General features: G+C 39.6%; 12 protein-coding genes. 11 read left to right on the forward strand and 1 reads right to left on the reverse strand.

Annotation, left to right across the window (positions count from 1 at the left end; genetic code table 11):
• Nucleotides 1-376 precede the first annotated feature (376 nt).
• The 3 genes from CL667_06945 to CL667_06955 all read left to right on the forward strand — a co-directional run bounded on the left by CL667_06945 (nt 377) and on the right by CL667_06955 (nt 4,280).
• Nucleotides 377-1,912, forward strand: coding sequence for a hypothetical protein (locus CL667_06945; protein MAL17430.1), 1,536 nt, complete (start codon nt 377-379; stop codon nt 1,910-1,912).
• A 148-nt stretch (nt 1,913-2,060) separates the two neighbouring features.
• Nucleotides 2,061-2,258, forward strand: a complete 198-nt coding sequence (locus CL667_06950) for a hypothetical protein (GenBank protein ID MAL17431.1) — start codon at nt 2,061-2,063, stop codon at nt 2,256-2,258.
• Between the two features lie 807 nt (nt 2,259-3,065).
• Nucleotides 3,066-4,280, forward strand: a complete 1,215-nt coding sequence (locus tag CL667_06955; GenBank protein MAL17432.1) for a hypothetical protein — start codon at nt 3,066-3,068, stop codon at nt 4,278-4,280.
• A 1,551-nt stretch (nt 4,281-5,831) separates the two neighbouring features.
• Here CL667_06955 and CL667_06960 read toward each other — a convergent pair.
• The gene (locus tag CL667_06960; GenBank protein ID MAL17433.1) at nt 5,832-6,242 is read right to left on the reverse strand and encodes a hypothetical protein; all 411 of its coding nucleotides are present in this window, start codon (nt 6,240-6,242) and stop codon (nt 5,832-5,834) included.
• Between the two features lie 1,786 nt (nt 6,243-8,028).
• Between CL667_06960 and CL667_06965 the strand changes: the two genes are divergently transcribed.
• The 8 genes from CL667_06965 (at nt 8,029) to CL667_07000 (ending at nt 17,068) form a co-directional block, all read left to right on the forward strand.
• Nucleotides 8,029-8,553 carry a transcriptional regulator gene (locus tag CL667_06965; GenBank protein MAL17434.1) on the forward strand — a complete coding sequence of 175 codons (525 nt, stop codon included), beginning with the start codon at nt 8,029-8,031 and terminating at the stop codon, nt 8,551-8,553.
• An 8-nt stretch (nt 8,554-8,561) separates the two neighbouring features.
• A complete protein-coding gene (locus CL667_06970; protein MAL17435.1) occupies nt 8,562-9,542 on the forward strand; it encodes an epimerase in 981 nt (326 codons plus the stop codon).
• 80 nt (nt 9,543-9,622) lie between these two features.
• Nucleotides 9,623-10,957, forward strand: a complete 1,335-nt coding sequence (locus CL667_06975) for a UDP-N-acetyl-D-glucosamine dehydrogenase (GenBank protein MAL17436.1) — start codon at nt 9,623-9,625, stop codon at nt 10,955-10,957.
• A gap of 100 nt (nt 10,958-11,057) precedes the next feature.
• Nucleotides 11,058-12,017, forward strand: a complete 960-nt coding sequence (locus CL667_06980; GenBank protein MAL17437.1) for a GDP-fucose synthetase — start codon at nt 11,058-11,060, stop codon at nt 12,015-12,017.
• Between the two features lie 12 nt (nt 12,018-12,029).
• The gene (gene gmd, locus CL667_06985) at nt 12,030-13,184 is read left to right on the forward strand and encodes a GDP-mannose 4,6-dehydratase (protein ID MAL17438.1); all 1,155 of its coding nucleotides are present in this window, start codon (nt 12,030-12,032) and stop codon (nt 13,182-13,184) included.
• 26 nt (nt 13,185-13,210) lie between these two features.
• Nucleotides 13,211-14,386 carry a UDP-N-acetylglucosamine 2-epimerase (non-hydrolyzing) gene (locus CL667_06990; protein MAL17439.1) on the forward strand — a complete coding sequence of 392 codons (1,176 nt, stop codon included), beginning with the start codon at nt 13,211-13,213 and terminating at the stop codon, nt 14,384-14,386.
• 49 nt (nt 14,387-14,435) lie between these two features.
• Nucleotides 14,436-15,638 (forward strand): hypothetical protein, encoded by a 1,203-nt coding sequence (locus CL667_06995; protein ID MAL17440.1) that lies wholly within the window; start codon nt 14,436-14,438, stop codon nt 15,636-15,638.
• The gene (locus CL667_07000; GenBank protein ID MAL17441.1) at nt 15,635-17,068 is read left to right on the forward strand and encodes a hypothetical protein; all 1,434 of its coding nucleotides are present in this window, start codon (nt 15,635-15,637) and stop codon (nt 17,066-17,068) included. The genes CL667_06995 and CL667_07000 overlap by 4 nt, the downstream gene beginning before the upstream one ends.
• Nucleotides 17,069-17,132: the final 64 nt, after the last annotated feature.

Genomic DNA, 17,132 nt, shown 5'->3' on the forward strand with positions numbered 1-17,132 from the left:
TGGGCTGTTTTAATTAAGCTGACAGCTTCTTTTCTACTTTGGACATGCTGCAGTAAATAGTTAGCTCTGGAGATTTCTAATAAGTCAATATTCTTTGACATATTCAAAACGCTTCAAAATATGATTTTGGCTTCTGCCATCGTTTTAATTATGGCTCTAAGATATTAGCTTCTATTTGAGGAAGATTATGGCATTTAACTTTGTGATAATCTATTCAATAAAGATTATAAGTTGCAGTTGTTAATCTCTAATCCCTTATAGTTTGAAAGTTTTGCAGTAAAAAGATGTGATGAATCCGCTTTAACTATTATTGATCTTCGGATACCATTCTTATCTTAGCTACTCAAATAATCCAAACTATATAATTAAGGAATAGGTGAATAAATACCCAAGCTTACACGAATTTATAAAGTGGGTGCTGCTGTTGGTGGTAGTGTTTATGAGTCAACAGTCTTTTGGTCAAATTAAAAAGCCTGATTTGAGTATATCATCCCAGAATTTAGTTTCAGTAAAGGGATATCAGCCGATATGGCTAACGGCCAACCGAAACGGTAAATTTGATTCGTTCAGCCGTTATAATAGTGCATGGAGTTTTTCATTGGAATCGGTGCTGGATAATAATAAAACCTTCGATTACAGTTATGGTGCCGAAGTCTTGGTCCGCGGAGCAGATCAGTCGGAATTGTACATTCATCAGGGATATGTTCGTTTAAAAGGAGGGGTGTTTAGGCTTGATGCAGGAAGAATAGAGCAAACCTTTGGTGAACATTTAAAAGGCCTTTCCTCAGGTTCCCTACTGATAAGTAACAACACCACCCCTATCCCTATGGTGAATATATCCATGCCCGAATATGAGACCATTCCATTTACCAATGGCTTATTGAAATTAAGGGGAAACCTGTTGCACGGTTGGCTGGAGGATTCGCGCTATGTAACGGATGTATATCTGCATCAAAAAAGTTTATACTTGCAGGCTGGTTTTGATCATTGGCCCTTGCAGGCATATGGTGGAATGGTACACGCAGTGCAGTGGGGGGGGAATTCACCACAATATGGAAAGTTACCTTCTTCTATTTCTGATTATACCAGAATTTTTTTTGCAAGAGGAGGGGGTAGTTCATCTCCACGTGGCGAGTCAATTAATGCTTTGGGTAACCATTTAGGTATATGGGACTTTGGTTTAAAAGGCGAAGTAGAAAAGTGGAATTTTAAGTTGTATTGGCAGCATTATTTTGAGGATAGCAGCGGAATGGAGTTCCAAAATATAGGGGATGGCTTATTTGGTATTGGAGTATTAACCCAAAAAAAACAGTTTATAACAGGTGTTCTGGTAGAGTATATACGTACCATAAACCAATCCGGGGCAGGACTGCACGACAAGCCGGGGGACGTTTCCTTTTGCACAGAGGAAAATTGTGGTTATAAATATGGAGGAAGGGATAACTACTATAACAATAGCATATATCGGAGTGGATGGTCGTACAATGGAAATATTTTAGGTAATCCACTTATGCTAACAACCCACCAGATCTCAGTTTACTTACCTGATTCTGAAATTTATCAGCCCTTTGTAGAAAACAATCGCATCGCAGCTCATCATATGGGTATTGAGGGATATGTGAGTTCACAATTAAATTACCGTTTGTTGGCCACCTACACTCTCCATCATGGTAATTACTCTGGAGCAAACTTCGGGCAGGAGTGGGGGAGTAAAGATCCGGCCAATAACCGAAAAGATTATACTTTTTACCCGGCTCTGGAACAATGGAATTTCTTACTGGAGATGAACTATGATCCATTAACCCTGCAAAATGTATCTTTTAAAACCGGTCTTGCATTAGACACGGGTCAGGTAACAAACAATCTAGGTCTAATAATAGGTGTGACCTGGAACATTAAGGATCTTAAGTAATCACTTTTAAAATCTTATTATGAGGTCACCATAGTTGTGAATAAACCTTTTCAGTCTTTACACTTTTAAGAGGTAAAAGACTGAACGAATACGATACATTTACTCTGCATGAAGCGGATATCGTAGACAAAAAAAGCTCTATAAAGCTATTAAAGCAAAAGAGCTGCTCAAAGGACCCTATTTAGAAATTGCAGATCTTGCAGTCGAGAAAGGTATACTTACCAAAGAAGAAGGTGAGTTAGTCAAAAAAACCAAAAAAGCTCGAAACGACGCTATTCAAGTAGATGAATTCACGCTCGGTGAGTATGATAACGAAACACCGACCAAGCCTTATGGTGATGGGTAGAAACCGGAAGAGGCACCGAAGGCGATGGTTTGAGATAGGTTTAAGGGGTAAGGAGTTAGGTTTGATTAATACTGCATAGTTTTAAAAAATCCGCTTTTGCGAGGAGAGTACATTGCTGAACACAGGATTGGGATGGCTGACGACGCGGCATTCTCGATGAATCAACTTGGGATATTTAAGAACGCCAACTTGCCCTGAAACACAGACCCCTTTCTGTCTTTCCCCTTCAACAAGGGGAAAGGACTCCTTGATTAATTACCTGCGCCCATAAAAGCGCCGTCTTTGCGAGGAGAGTACACTACTGAACGCAGGATTGGGTTGGATAACGACGAAGCAATCTCCAAGAATCGGTTTGGGATATTGAACAAGGTTCGTGCCATTATACCGAGACTGCCGCGCAATGTATTCGTTTCACTCATTGCATTGTTCGCAGATGGATACCTTTGCGAGTAGGCAAGTAAGGGTAGGGTGGTTAACAACGAACAATCTCATAATTAAAAGCCAGTCATCGCGGAAATATATTATCCGCGATCTGCCTTGTGGACATCCCAAGCTGATTAAGGTGATCCCGCATCTCCGTATTCACTTCGTTCGGGATGACATGTTGCAATTATTAATACCTAATGCCACAGAGCGGCAATGCCTTTCGGTATATAAACTACGGCTCCAAGAAAGGTCTCTTTCTTAACTAACCGTTATACTCGAGTCTCAAAACTAAAATCTCTTATCTCACATCTAGCCAACAATTACCTCTTTATATAGAAGGTCAAACTTCGTATTATAGTTGCTTAACAAAATTTTGAAAAAGTGAGCGAAGAGAATAAGTCAAATAACGAAAACGGGGATAAAAAATCGGGTAAAAGAAGCTCGGAGAATTTTCCAATTCAGGAATACCGGCTTGTACCTGCAGATCAGGGCTATGAAAGATATGAAGAAGACGAAATTGACCTGATTGAACTGGCCAAAACCATTTGGGATAACCGAAAAATTATATACCGATTTGTTGCGGTAGGTGTGATTCTTGGTGTGGCGGTAGCCTTGCTCAGCCCTAAGGAATATGTCAGTGATGCTACTCTTATGCCGGAATACAGTACCGAAAGTCAGGGTGGAGCTTCAAGTCTTTTACAACAATATGGTGGGTTGATAGGTTTAAGCGGAGGAGGAACCTACAACTCTGCCAGTAATGCGATAAGGGTAGACTTATATCCCAAAATTGTACAAAGTCTGAGTTTTCAAGATAAACTGGCTAGAGAGCAATTTTATTTTTCGGATTATGATACTACTACCTCTATGTATCAATATTATTTAGAAATTCAAACTCCTGGGTTCCTCGGGTACATTAAGAAGTTTACCATAGGACTGCCAGGTACGATTATTGGAGCTTTTAAGACTGAAGAGACAGCTCCTCCGAGTGCCGGCATCACTAACGAAACAGAGATAGTTGAGTTGAGTAAATCAGAGATGGCAGTAATTGGAAGTCTTCGTTCCCGCATCACGGCCAGCCTTGATGAAGAATCAGGGGTTGTAACAGTTAAGGCTCAGATGGGTGATCCTAAGCTGGCTGCAAATGTTGCAAAATATACTATCGAGGAGCTAACTGTGTACTTGACTGAATATCGTACAGAGAAAGTCCTTAGAGATTTAGAATTTATAGAAGAACAATTAGCTAAAGCAGAAGATCGCTTTCAAAAAGCTCAACTTGCGCTGGCGGAATTCAGAGACAGTAATCAAGGTAATTTAACAGCAAAAGCTCGAACTGAAGAGCAACGATTAAATTCTGAGTATGATTTAGCTTTTAACCTATATAACGGGCTGACTCAGCAATATGAAGAAGCCAAACTAAAAGTACAGGAAGAAACTCCGGTGTTCAAAGTGCTTCAGCCAGTACAAGTACCCGTGAATGATGAAACCAGCGGAGCCATGATCCTAATAGTATTTGTGATGCTGAGTGGCATCGCCTCTATTGGGTGGATTTTCATCCGTCAGTTTTTGGCATCAAATCCATTTTCTTCTAAAGATTAGTAGTGCGGCCTCTGCGGTCCACGAAATTACACAAGCGAAGCCCTGAACGGCTTCGCTTGTGTACTGGAAGACTGTTGGTTTTTAATTATGCAGTCTTCCAATTAAAAGCCCGTCTTTGCGAGGAGCTCTTGTTGTTGAATGCAGGGTTAGGATGGATAACGACGAAGCAATCTCCATGGAATAGCAACTAAGCAGAATAACGTCCATCTGGCCATTCCAAACAGAACCCAATCCCTGTCCCTTGCCCTCCGGCACATCGATAAAACAATAAAACCATTACTACCGCCGCAGGGTAAGGGAACGCTTTGGTGAGTTGATGGGTGGTTTATACTTCATAATTTGAAAAAGGCCGTCTTTGCGAGGAGACGTGTTGTTGAATACAGGGTTGGGATCGATAAGGACGAAGCATTCTCCCTGGAATAGTAACTAAGCAGAACAACGTCCATCTGGCCATTCCAAACAAAACCCAATCCCAATCCCTGTCCCTTGCCCTCCGGCCCATCGATAAAACAATAAAACCTTCACTACCGCCACAGGGTAAGGGAACGCTTTGGTGAGATGATAGGTGGTTTATACTTCATAGTTTTAAAAAGGCCGTCTTTGCGAGGAAGTTGGATTGCAGAATGCAGGGTTGGGGTGAATAACGACGAAGCAATCTCCATGAATCGAATTAGGATATTGAACAACGCACCTTCTCCCGCTATACAAACCCCTTTCTGTATTTCCCTTTCAACAAGGGGAAAGGACTCCTTAGTAATTTAGTTACCTGTAAAAAGCTCACAAAAACATAAAACCCGTAATCGCTGTAGATATTATGTAATTTGGAGACAACATTTTGTGATGTTTCGGTACCCACAAATGCTTAGTAAAAGATCTGCATTTTTTGAGTTAATATTAATTGCAAAGCTACGTAAATATTCCAAGCCCAATACTCCGACCTCTCTAAATCTCTCCTTCTCAAGGAGAGACTTGTCGGAGCCTATTAATAGTATTTATACCGAATTAAAGTATAGACAGTTTATCAAAGCGTCCTTCTCCTTGTTGAAGGACGCCTGTGCTGAACTCGATTCAGTAAAGACAGAAGAGGTCGTGAGCTCCTTAAGAAAGTAATAGGTAATCATTCTGGATGACTAAGATGTGTTAACTAAAAAATTGTCCTCGAATTACATGACATCTACAATCGCGTGCTCAGACCCGCGATCTCCCTATCGATATCCTAAGCTGATTAAGGAGATCCCGCATCTTAGTATTCTCTTCGTGCGCGATTACTGCCAAAACAGGCAGGTTCAGGATGATAGTTAGCTAATTAATATCTCTAATGCTGCTGAGCGGCAATTCCTAGTGCCCCAAAAGAGTACTATTTAATGATTTAGCATCAGTTTTAATGAACAAATAATTTTGTAAACCGGTTGTCTGTTATTACATTCGTTTATGTCATGAAATTATAATTATACCTTTACTTCTGAAGTTTAAGAACATAAAAAAAGCCCGACCGCGTGAGAGGCGACCGGGCATGACTTGAGGGCTTGTAAAGAAATTTACAAGCTCTTTTTATATACCACCGTTTTCTTCTTCAGTTACCGGATCTTCCGAAAATGCTTCGGGATCGTGGGTAACAGGTCGAATATTGCGGTTACGGATGTTGCTTTTTCGGGTTCCGCCTACCATTTCATACTCTATGGAATCTCTTCCATAAAGCGTAATGATACCGGAAAAAACCCGTTCGTTAGCGTCATCCAGTTGCTTTTCCAACTTACGTACTACGCTACGCTGATTATCCACGTCAGAAAGCATCGCGTTATAACGATTTAGCTGCTCCTGAGCGGTTTGTACCAGGGTTTGGTAGCTGTTGGTTGAAAATCCTGCTCCAAAATCGAGATTTTCATCGATATTTTGCAGGGCATTGAGTCGGAATTCAGCGGTCTCTAAGCTACGCGACCGCTTTTTCTTACGTCTAGCCATGGCTATGTATGGTTTATTTATGTGGTCTCTGTTTTTCTATTCCGAACAGAGTTGTATCCGGATATTCTTTATGAACCATGGCGATTTAAGATCTTTCTTTATGTTAAAGATAGACTTGTGACTTATATTGCAGGCTTTAGGCCTTAAGGCTCGGAGCCTAAGACTACAGCCCCTGAACCTGCAAAAAAATTGATAAGTCCTGCATCTTTTGTTTTGTTCAATAATCGAACAGTTGCGCCATTCAAAACTGGGATAGCAAGCGTTAAAGCTTTTCGGGTATTTCATGGAGCTCCCATATTATAATCCGCAGCTTTTATCATGAAGTATAATCTTCAAGCAACATAAGTATTCGTTTCAGTAAAATGTTATGCCTTTTCAGAATATTGTTCAGAAAAGGAAGGTCAATTTTTTTACCGGGAAAAAAGAAGTGAAATCATCCAAATATGAATAGTCAATATGTCAAAGTACGGCTTAGCATTAGTATATATTTATACTTAACACTAATGCTATTAAATAATGAGGAATACTGGGTCTCTCTGCAAGTAAAAAAACAATTACTTTTCCACAAAATTTGAGGCTTTTCCACATCTGTCATTTCTGAAAAATAAAATGATGTAAGTAATTGTTTTTATATACACTTTATTTTCAATTTATAATGAAAAAAATATTACTATTAACATTTTTTAGTGTATTTGAGCTAATATTCACAATTAAAGCTTATGTTTTATTTGTGACAAGTTGATGTCACCTGTGCGTGATATGTGTAGGCTTGGGTATATAGCAAAAGAAAAGTGGAGCCCTTAACGGCTTCGCTTGTGTACTGGAAAGTGGTTGGTTTTTAATTATGCAGTCTTTCCAATTAAAAGCCCGTCTTTGCGAGGAGCTCGTGTTGTTGAATGCAGGATTAGGATGGATAACGACGAAGCAATCTCCCTGGAATAGTAACTAAGCAGAACAACGTCCATCTGTCATTCCAAACAAAACCCAATTTCTGTCCCTTGCCCTCCGGCACATCGATAAAACAATAAAACCTTCACTACCGCCGCAGGGTAAGGGAACGCTTTGGTGAGTTGATAGGTGGTTTATGCTTCATAGTTTTTAAAAAGCCGTCTTTGCGAGGAAGTTGGATTGCAGAATGCAGGGTTGGGATGGATAACGACGAAGCAATCTCCCTGGAATAGTAACTAAGCAGAACAACGTCCATCTGGCCATTTCAAACAGAACCCAATCCCTGTCCCTTGCCCTCCGGCACATCGTTAAAACAATAAAACCTTCACTACTGCCGCAGGGTAAGGGAACGCTTTGGGGAGTTGATAGGTGGTTTATACTTCATAGTTTTAAAAAGGCCGTCTTTGCGAGGAAGTTGGGTTGTTGAATGCAGGGTTGGGATGAATAACGACGAAGCAATCTCCAAGAATAAGTTTAGGATCTTCAACAGTGCTTACAAAAGAATGGATTTGCGAATGATCGATAGATCGAGTGACCGATTTACGAAGTATACCCTAATTAAACCCCGCAACCCATTCACATTCATAATTTCCAATCCAAAATTTCGAATGCCTATTGATCGCGTAAAATATCCTCCGTATCATTGAGTAAAATTATTACTCGTTAAACCGCAACAAAGTTGCGTAATGTTAAATGCTGAATTTTAAATGGGGTATAGCAAGGGTGCCTGATTTATCGTACTACCGATACATAGTATTCAATCGACTTTGATGCTCAGAACCACCCATAACCCATTTAAAATTTAACATTCAGAATTTAAAATTCCTTTCGGGAAAACATGCTCGATACCCTAATTCAATCCAAAACCCGGCTAAAGCTCCTACTCCGCTTCTTCCTGAACCCGGACAGCAGCGCCTATCTGCGCGGACTGGCTCAGGAGTTTGATGAAAGCACTAACTCGGTGCGGGTAGAATTAAACCGATTTGAAGAATCCGGATTGATTGAAGGGCATAAGGAAGGGAATAAAAAAATGTACCGCGTAAACCGGAAGTTCCCTATGTTTGACGAGCTCCAGAAAATTGCCTTTAAGCATTTTGGCATTGATCAGATCATAGAGCAGATTGTGGAGAATTTAGGGGAAGTACATGCCGTATATTTGACCGGGGATTTGGCGCGGGGCTTGGAAACTACTATTGTTGATGTAATTATTATAGGGGAAGATATTGATACCCAATACCTGGCGAAGTTGGTAGAAAAAGCGGAAAAACTCGTTGATCGAAGAATACGGACTTTAGTTTATGAACCAAACGATAAAATTGAAATAGAAGAGCCTAAATTGTTGGTTTTTGGGGAAGGGATATAAGTAATTTTATGAAAGACAGTAAAAAGAATATTGTTGTTACAGGCGGCGCGGGATTCATAGGTAGCCATTTGGTAGATCGGTTGCTTGCAGAAGGTCATTCTGTAACCAATATTGATAACTTTGATCCATTCTACGATGAAAGTATAAAGCGGGAGAATATAAAAGGTCATTTGGAATATGATACTTATACACTTCATGAAGTAGATATAAGAGACAAAGAAACCCTCGATAAAGCTATTCCAAAAGAAGCTGATGTGATCGTACACCTGGCCGCCAAAGCCGGAGCACGGCAGTCCATTGAAGACCCAATCAGTTATCAGGAAGTTAATGTCGCTGGAACACAAAATATGTTGGAAGTGGCTCGTGAAAAAGAAATTAAACAGTTTGTATTTGCTTCCTCCAGCTCGGTGTATGGCAAGAATCCGAATGTACCCTGGAAGGAAGAAGATGTGGTGTTACAGCCAATCAATCCTTATGCCAGTACCAAGGTGAGCGGGGAGTTGTTGGGACATGTGTACAGCCACTTGTATGATATACGTTTTTTAGCCCTGCGATTTTTCACCGTTTATGGTCCCCGACAGCGGCCTGATCTGGCCATTCATAAATTCCTGAAGCTTATGAGCGATGGGAAGGAGATCACCCTGTATGGAGATGGTTCCAACCGCCGGGATTACACTTATATTGATGATATTGTTGACGGTGTAATGGCTGCCATAGATTACAATGATTCTATTTATGAAGTGATAAACCTCGGTAATAACCAAACGGTGGAGCTTCTGGAGTTGGTGGAAGCAATTGAAGAGGCTTCCGGGATTACAGCAAAGAAAGCCTTTGGGCCTGAACAGCCTGGGGATGTGAAGCAGACTTGGGCTGATGTGGGGAAGGCAGGGAAAATTTTACACTACAACTCAAATTATTCAATTAGTAAAGGTTTGATGGTATTTAATGAATGGTTTGAAAATAATAAAGTAAAGGTTGCTACTAAATGAATATTGATCTTCGGGGAAGAGGTAGTTAGAGCATCAAAACCAAACTAACGATAAGTAAAGAATAGCACATAGTATATTAAATGAATCAATTAGAAAATCTTTTAAATAAAATCACCGATAAAACCTACACCATAGGTATTGTAGGATTAGGGTACGTAGGTTTACCACTAATGTGGACCTTCCACCAGGTCGGAATGCCCGTCATCGGCTATGATATAGACGAGAAAAAAGTAGAAAACCTCAAAAACGGCATCCCCTACATCAAGCACCTCGGAACCGAGATGATGGAAACCCTCGCCAACTCCGACAAGGCCGATGCCACCACCGATTTTTCCCGGTTGGATGAAGCCGATGCTATACTACTTTGCGTGCCTACTCCTTTAGACCACCACCGCGAGCCGGATATGAGCTATGTGGAGCAGACCACGGAAACCGTTTCGAAATATTTACGCAAGGGGCAGCTCGTGATCCTCGAATCAACAACCTGGCCGGGAACAACTGAGGAGCTGATGATGCCCATCCTTGAGAAGAACTCCGGGCTGAAAGCAGGAAAAGATTTTTATGTGGCCTACAGCCCTGAGCGCGAAGATCCGGGTAACCCGAATTTCAATACGGCTAAAATCCCCAAAGTGGTGGGTGGACTTGGAGAAGAGGCCCTAAATTTAGCTTTGGCTATGTACGATACCGCTATCGTACAAACGGTACCAGTAAGCGATTGTAAAACCGCGGAAGCTGTAAAGCTGACCGAAAACATCTTCCGCTCGGTGAATATTGCCCTGGTGAATGAGCTGAAGGTGGTGTACGAAGCCATGGATATTGATGTACACGAAGTGCTGGATGCCGCTGATACCAAGCCCTTTGGCTTCATGAAATTTACGCCCGGGCCCGGACTGGGCGGTCACTGTATTCCCATTGACCCGTTCTACCTCACCTGGAAAGCCCGCGAGTTTGAGAAGCACACCCGCTTCATTGAGCTGGCCGGAGAGGTAAACACGAATATGCCCACCTACGTGGTGGACCGAACCATGCACGCCCTCAATACCCACAAGAAAGCCATGAACGGCAGCATGATCCTCGTGATCGGCCTTGCCTACAAACCGGATGTGGATGATATGCGCGAATCCCCGACCTTCAAGATCTTTGATCTGCTGAAGAAAATGGGAGCCGAGATTTCTTATTACGACCCGTTTATTCCTGAAGTGATGCCGACCCGTGAGCATGGAGAGTACACAGGAATGCAAACTGTAGACTGGAACAAAGAAACAGTGTCAGGTTTTGATGCAGTGTTGATCTCTACTAATCATTCGACAATTGATTATGCTGAACTAGCTGTGTGGAGTGATTGTATAATTGATACACGAAATGCAATGGCAGGTATTGAGGCCAAAGATGGGAATCATATTTTTAAAGCCTAAACCAGTAATCCTAAGGGTACGCCCGAAGGAGCTACAAAAATTGACTACAGGGCACTCATTTTTAATTTTAAATTACTCACTTTGAATTCCTGTAAGGAAAATGGATAAACAAGCAAAAATATACATAGCCGGACACCGAGGCATGGTAGGTTCCGCGATCATGGAGAACCTCAAAGAGAATGGGTACTCCAATTTTGTAACTGCCACCAGCAGTGAACTTGATTTGCGTAATCAACAGGCTACCAATGACTTTATAGCCGAGCATAAGCCTGATGTTGTTATAATTGCCGCAGCAAGAGTGGGCGGAATTTTGGCCAACAACGAATATCCCTGGCAGTTTTTGTATGATAATTTGATGATTGAGGCTAATTTGATCAATGTGGCACATGAAAATGATGTTCAGGATCTTATCTTTTTGGGAAGTTCCTGTATTTACCCCAAGATGGCTCCACAGCCGATGAAAGAAGAGTATTTACTGACCGGCCCACTTGAACCTACGAATCAGTGGTATGCGGTGGCTAAGATCTCAGGTATTAAATTGTGTCAAGCTCTGAATCAGCAGTATGGAAGGAACTATATTTCTATGATGCCCACCAATTTATATGGGCCAAGAGATAATTTTGATCTGAAAACGTCCCACGTACTTCCTGCAATGATCCGTAAGTTTCATGAAGCAAAGAAAAACGATCATGCAACAGTTCCTTTATGGGGAAGTGGCTCTCCAATGCGTGAATTTTTGCATGTGGATGACTTGGCTGAATCGGTTCGGTTTGTGATGGAATATGAAGGCAAACTGGAATACGACCTGATTAACGCCGGAACTGGAAAAGACCTTACCATCAAAGAACTTGCTGAAACCGTACAAGAAGTAGTGGGACATGAAGGTGATATCAATTGGGATTCTTCAAAACCGGACGGCACCCCAAGAAAACTCATGGATGTTTCCCGTATGTCTGAGTTAGGCTGGGAGTCGAAGATTGGATTAAAGACTGGTATAGAAGACACGTATAAATGGTTTTTACAAAATATTGAATCGATCAAGGAAGTAGAGATTAACTGAATAAAGAATACAATGAGTAAAGGAAAAGTAGCACTGATAACCGGAATAACAGGGCAAGACGGCGCCTACCTCGCCGAACTCTTGCTTGATAAAGGGTACATCGTTCACGGTATAAAACGAAGAGCTTCTCAGTTTAATACTGATCGGATCGATCACCTCTACCAGGATCCGCATGAAAAAGATCAGCGACTCGTACTGCACTATGGTGATATGACCGACTCGCTGAATCTGACACGTATTATACAGGAATCCCAGCCGGATGAAATTTATAACCTGGCAGCACAGAGTCATGTACAGGTAAGCTTTGATACTCCGGAGTACACCGCAAATGTAGATGCCTTGGGAGTTCTTAGGATTTTAGAAGCGGTGCGGTTGCTAGGTATGACCGAGAAAACCCGCATTTATCAGGCCTCTACTTCTGAATTGTATGGATTAGTTCAGGAAGTACCTCAATCAGAAACAACTCCTTTTTATCCTCGTTCACCGTATGCTGCGGCCAAGCTATATGGTTATTGGATAACAGTTAATTATCGAGAGGCTTACGACATGTATGCTTGCAACGGCATTTTGTTTAATCATGAATCTCCATTGCGGGGCGAGACTTTTGTTACCCGTAAAATTACTCGGGCTGCTGCTAAGATTGCCTTGGGTCTGCAAGACAAAATGTTTATTGGAAACATGGACGCCAAGCGCGACTGGGGCCACGCCAAAGATTATGTAGAAGCCATGTGGCTCATGCTACAACAAGATAAACCCGAAGATTTCGTTATTGCCACCGGTGTAACCACCAAAGTACGCGACTTCATAACCGCGGCCTTTAACGAAGTAGGCATCAAATTGAGATTTGAAGGCGAAGGCGTTGAAGAAAAAGGTATTATTGACTCAATAGACGAAACCAAGTACGAAAAGGCAACAGGGCAAACAACCCGCAGCCCGCAACTCGAAACCGGCAACACCTTAATCGAAGTCGACCCTCGCTATTTCCGCCCTACCGAAGTAGAACTACTAATCGGCGACCCAACCAAAGCCAAAGAAAAACTGGGATGGGAACCGAAGTTCGATCTGCAGGGATTGCTGGAAGACATGGTGCAAAGTGATGTGAAGCTGTTTCAGAAGGATTTGGATTTGAAAGAGGCTGGATATAATGTATTAAATCAAGCCGAATAACAAAAGAAAGTACAAAAGAGAAAGAAATGTCTAAAAAGATATTGGTGATTTTTGGAACTAGACCAGAAGCCATTAAAATGGCACTTTTGGTCAAAAAATTAAAAAATAACAAGAACTTTGATTGTGATTTATGTGTAACAGGCCAACATCGAGAGATGTTAGATCAGGTGTTAAATTTGTTCGATTTAGAACCTGATTATGATATGGACATTATGGAACATGGACAAGATTTATATGATGTAACATCAAAAGTATTGTTAGGTCTAAGAGAAATATTAAAAACTCAAAGTTATGATTTAGTTCTAGTACACGGTGATACCACGACATCTATGGTTGGTGCTTTAGCAGCTTATTACGAAAGAATTCCTGTTGGACATGTTGAAGCTGGACTGAGAACTTATGATAAATATAGTCCATGGCCAGAAGAAATAAACAGACAAATTACAGGTAGAATAGCTTCAATTCACTTTGTACCAACAGAAAAGAGTAAAGAAAACCTGATACATGAAAACGTATCAAAAGAAAATATATTTACTACGGGTAATACTGTGATCGACTCTTTACAATGGGTTATCAATAAAATAAAAAATAATGAAACTTTATTTAAAGAAATTTCGCAGGTCTTTATGAATAATGGTATAAGCAAAGCATTATTAAAATCGTGGGGAGATGGAAAGCGTAAAATTGTATTGATAACTGGTCATAGAAGAGAAAATTTTGGAGAAGGTTTCGATAATATTTGTTCAGCTATAAAATATTTGAGTAGTCAATTTCCAAATGTTGACTTTGTATACCCAGTTCATCTGAATCCAAATGTTAGGAATTCAGTTCAAGAAAATTTTGGAGAAAATTTTCTTGAACAAGATAAATCAAATATCTACTTCATTGAGCCACTTGAATACCTTCCATTTGTTCAATTACTACAACTTTCAACCATAGTCTTAACCGATTCTGGAGGAATCCAAGAAGAGGCTCCAGGTTTGAGTAAGCCTGTTTTGGTAATGCGTGATACCACTGAAAGGCCTGAAGCTGTAGATGCAGGTACAGTAAAGTTAGTTGGAGCTAATTCAGAAAAAATCATTAACAACGTAACTAAATTATTAACTGATCAAGAATTATATCAGTCAATGTGTAAAGCATCCAATCCATATGGGGATGGAACTGCTACTGATAAAATTATTAAAGTATTGCAGAATTATTAAACCAAATAAATCTGCTATATATAAAGTCATATTAAAATAGAATCCAAAAATGGTTAATATTGCAATAGTTACTAATTGGTTTCCGGCAGGTGCAGGTTATGTTTCAAAATCATATCGTGACTCATTAGAGGCGCAAGGGGCAAATGTTTTTATTTATGCACGTGGTGGTAAAACGATGAGTGGCGATAAAAACTGGGATGATGATTCTGTGACTTGGGCTCCTTTACATAACGGCGATATTATCGTACGACATTTTTTGAAATGGCTAGACTCAAAATCAATCCATGTCGTTTTTTTTAATGAGCAACGCTATTGGAAGCCAGTAATTGAAGCAAAAAAACACGGATATTGTATTGGGGCTTATATAGATTACTATACTCAAAAGACCGTACCAGCTTTTGAAATTTATGATTTTTTAATATGTAACACTGAAAAACATTTTTCAGTGTTTAATTGGCATGAAAATGCATTTTATATTCCTTGGGGTACTGATATTGAGAAGTTTAAACCCGAATATACAGAGCAAAGAGGTTTAGTTAAGTTTGTCATAAGCGCTGGATGGCAACTTACTAAGAATGCAGATCGAAGGGGATCAATTATCGGGCTTGAAGCTTTTTTGCAAACAGAGGGTGATGCAGAACTCCAATTTTATAGTCAGTCTGGATATGAAGAAACTCCAAATGAGTTCAAGAGTCTGATTGAATCTGACAATAGGGTCAAATTTATAACAGGTACATTTGACCCCTTTCCGTTCTATCAAGGAGATGTTTATTTGTATCCATCAAGATTAGATGGAATTGGACTTACAGTGCCGGAAGCATTGAGTTCCGGGTTAGCTGTTATAACTACAAATAATGCACCTATGAATGAATTTGTAAAAGATAATTTTAATGGAAAAACAGTTGACGTTGCAAAGTACCTGGGTCGATATGATGGGTATTATTGGGCTGAAAGCTTAATTAATAAAAAAAAGCTAATCGAGGCTATTCAATCTTATATAGATAATCCTGAAACCTTGAAAAAACACAAAGAAACTGCAAGAAGAGATGCGTGTAAAAGATTGGATTGGCGTAAAAATTCTAGTCAAATATTAAATCGAATCGAATCAATTTATTCTTCTGAAAGAAAAAAAATAAGTAGAAACATATTTGAAAAATGTAGGGAACTAGATAGAATTTATAAGCCAGGTATTAAAGATCATTTGAAAAAAGCTTTAAGTGTGTTTAAAAAAGATTTGATTTACAGGTTATGAGCTTAAAGCAGAAAACTTTAAGTAGTTTTAAATGGACATCACTGGATCAGGGTTTAGCCCAAGGCATTAATCTTATATTCGGAATAGTTTTGGCGAGGTTACTAATGCCATCAGATTTTGGATTAGTAGCAATGGTAACGGTATTTACCGGTTTTTTAAATCTATTTATAGATAGTGGGCTGGGGGCTGCCTTGATTTACACAAAAGAAATAACAGAGGGAGACAAAAGCTCAATGTTTTGGTCCAATATTGGAATCGGTATTTTGTTATCTGTTTTACTTGTACTTTCAGCACCCCTCATAGCAAATTTTTATGGTGAACCGATTCTTACCATAATTACTTATTTTATTGCTTTTAATTTTATTATAAGTAGTACTACTCCCGTCCAAATTGCACTCTTTAAAAAAGAACTGAATTTTAAAAGTTTATTTTTAGCGAGAATCATAGCATTAATACTATCTGGCATCATTGGCATTGTGATGGCATATAATGGATACGGTGTTTGGAGTTTGATAGGAAAATTATTGTTGATGACAGCACTATATTCGTTATTACTTTGGTTGTTTTCGGAATGGAAACCTAAAAAAGTGTTTGATTGGGTTAGGATGAAAGATTTATTGAATTACTCTTTGCCATTATTAGGGAATAATATTTTGGGGTATGCAAAAAACAATCTCGATACAATAATTGTCGGAAAAGTTTTGGGTTCATCCAGCCTGGGGATTTACAATAAAAGTTATCAACTTATGGTTTTACCTGGAAATCAAATTACCGGGGTAATGGGTGAAGTTCTGTTTTCGTCATTCTCGAAGGTTAACCATGATATTGATAAGTTATGGCATGCTTACCTTAATGCTACAAAAGGAATACTGATACTTTCAGTTTTTATGTCATTATCAATTTATTTTGCCGCTGATAGTTTTGTAATGAATGTACTTGGTGAACAATGGTCTAGAGCTATTCCAATAATAAAAATAATGGCGCTGGTGGGTTTAATCTTGCCGACAGCTAAATCAATTGGTGCCTTATTTAATGCTACAGGCAAAACAAAATTAGCATTAAAAATTAGTTTAGTCACTACTCCTATTTATTTAGGATGTGTTATAACTGGAGCTTTTTGGGGTTTAGAAGGAGTAGCTTATGGTGTAGTTTTAGCAATAATAGGGACAGCGGTTCCTCAATTACATTATGCTGTAAAGCTAGTTAACAGAACGGTATTTGAACTATTCAGTGAAAATAGAAGGATACTATTTTCAAGTGTTTTATGCTTTGCAATAATGCACTTAATTGTAAGTGTTATAAATGATCAAAGCGAACTAATTTGGCTATTTGTAATGCCTATCTCAGTGTTAATAATATTAACTTTATTAGGATGGACAATCTTTCGAAAAGATTCGAAAATGATATATAGCATTTTAAAAAATAGATAAGATGCGTGCCAAGTTTAAAACATCAAAAATTAGTAATATTAATAGTAATTAGATTTAATTCATG

The sequence above is a fragment of the Balneola sp. genome (assembly GCA_002694685.1).
Classification (GTDB): domain Bacteria; phylum Bacteroidota; class Rhodothermia; order Balneolales; family Balneolaceae; genus Gracilimonas.

Coding starts and splice junctions, on each gene's coding strand:
- CL667_06975 (MAL17436.1), top strand. CDS start 9,623: ATGAATCAATTAGAAAATCTTTTAAATAAAATCACCGATAAAACCTAC.
- gmd (MAL17438.1), top strand. CDS start 12,030: ATGAGTAAAGGAAAAGTAGCACTGATAACCGGAATAACAGGGCAAGAC.
- CL667_06980 (MAL17437.1), top strand. CDS start 11,058: ATGGATAAACAAGCAAAAATATACATAGCCGGACACCGAGGCATGGTA.
- CL667_06960 (MAL17433.1), bottom strand. CDS start 6,242: ATGGCTAGACGTAAGAAAAAGCGGTCGCGTAGCTTAGAGACCGCTGAA.
- CL667_06990 (MAL17439.1), top strand. CDS start 13,211: ATGTCTAAAAAGATATTGGTGATTTTTGGAACTAGACCAGAAGCCATT.
- CL667_07000 (MAL17441.1), top strand. CDS start 15,635: ATGAGCTTAAAGCAGAAAACTTTAAGTAGTTTTAAATGGACATCACTG.
- CL667_06970 (MAL17435.1), top strand. CDS start 8,562: ATGAAAGACAGTAAAAAGAATATTGTTGTTACAGGCGGCGCGGGATTC.
- CL667_06995 (MAL17440.1), top strand. CDS start 14,436: ATGGTTAATATTGCAATAGTTACTAATTGGTTTCCGGCAGGTGCAGGT.
- CL667_06965 (MAL17434.1), top strand. CDS start 8,029: ATGCTCGATACCCTAATTCAATCCAAAACCCGGCTAAAGCTCCTACTC.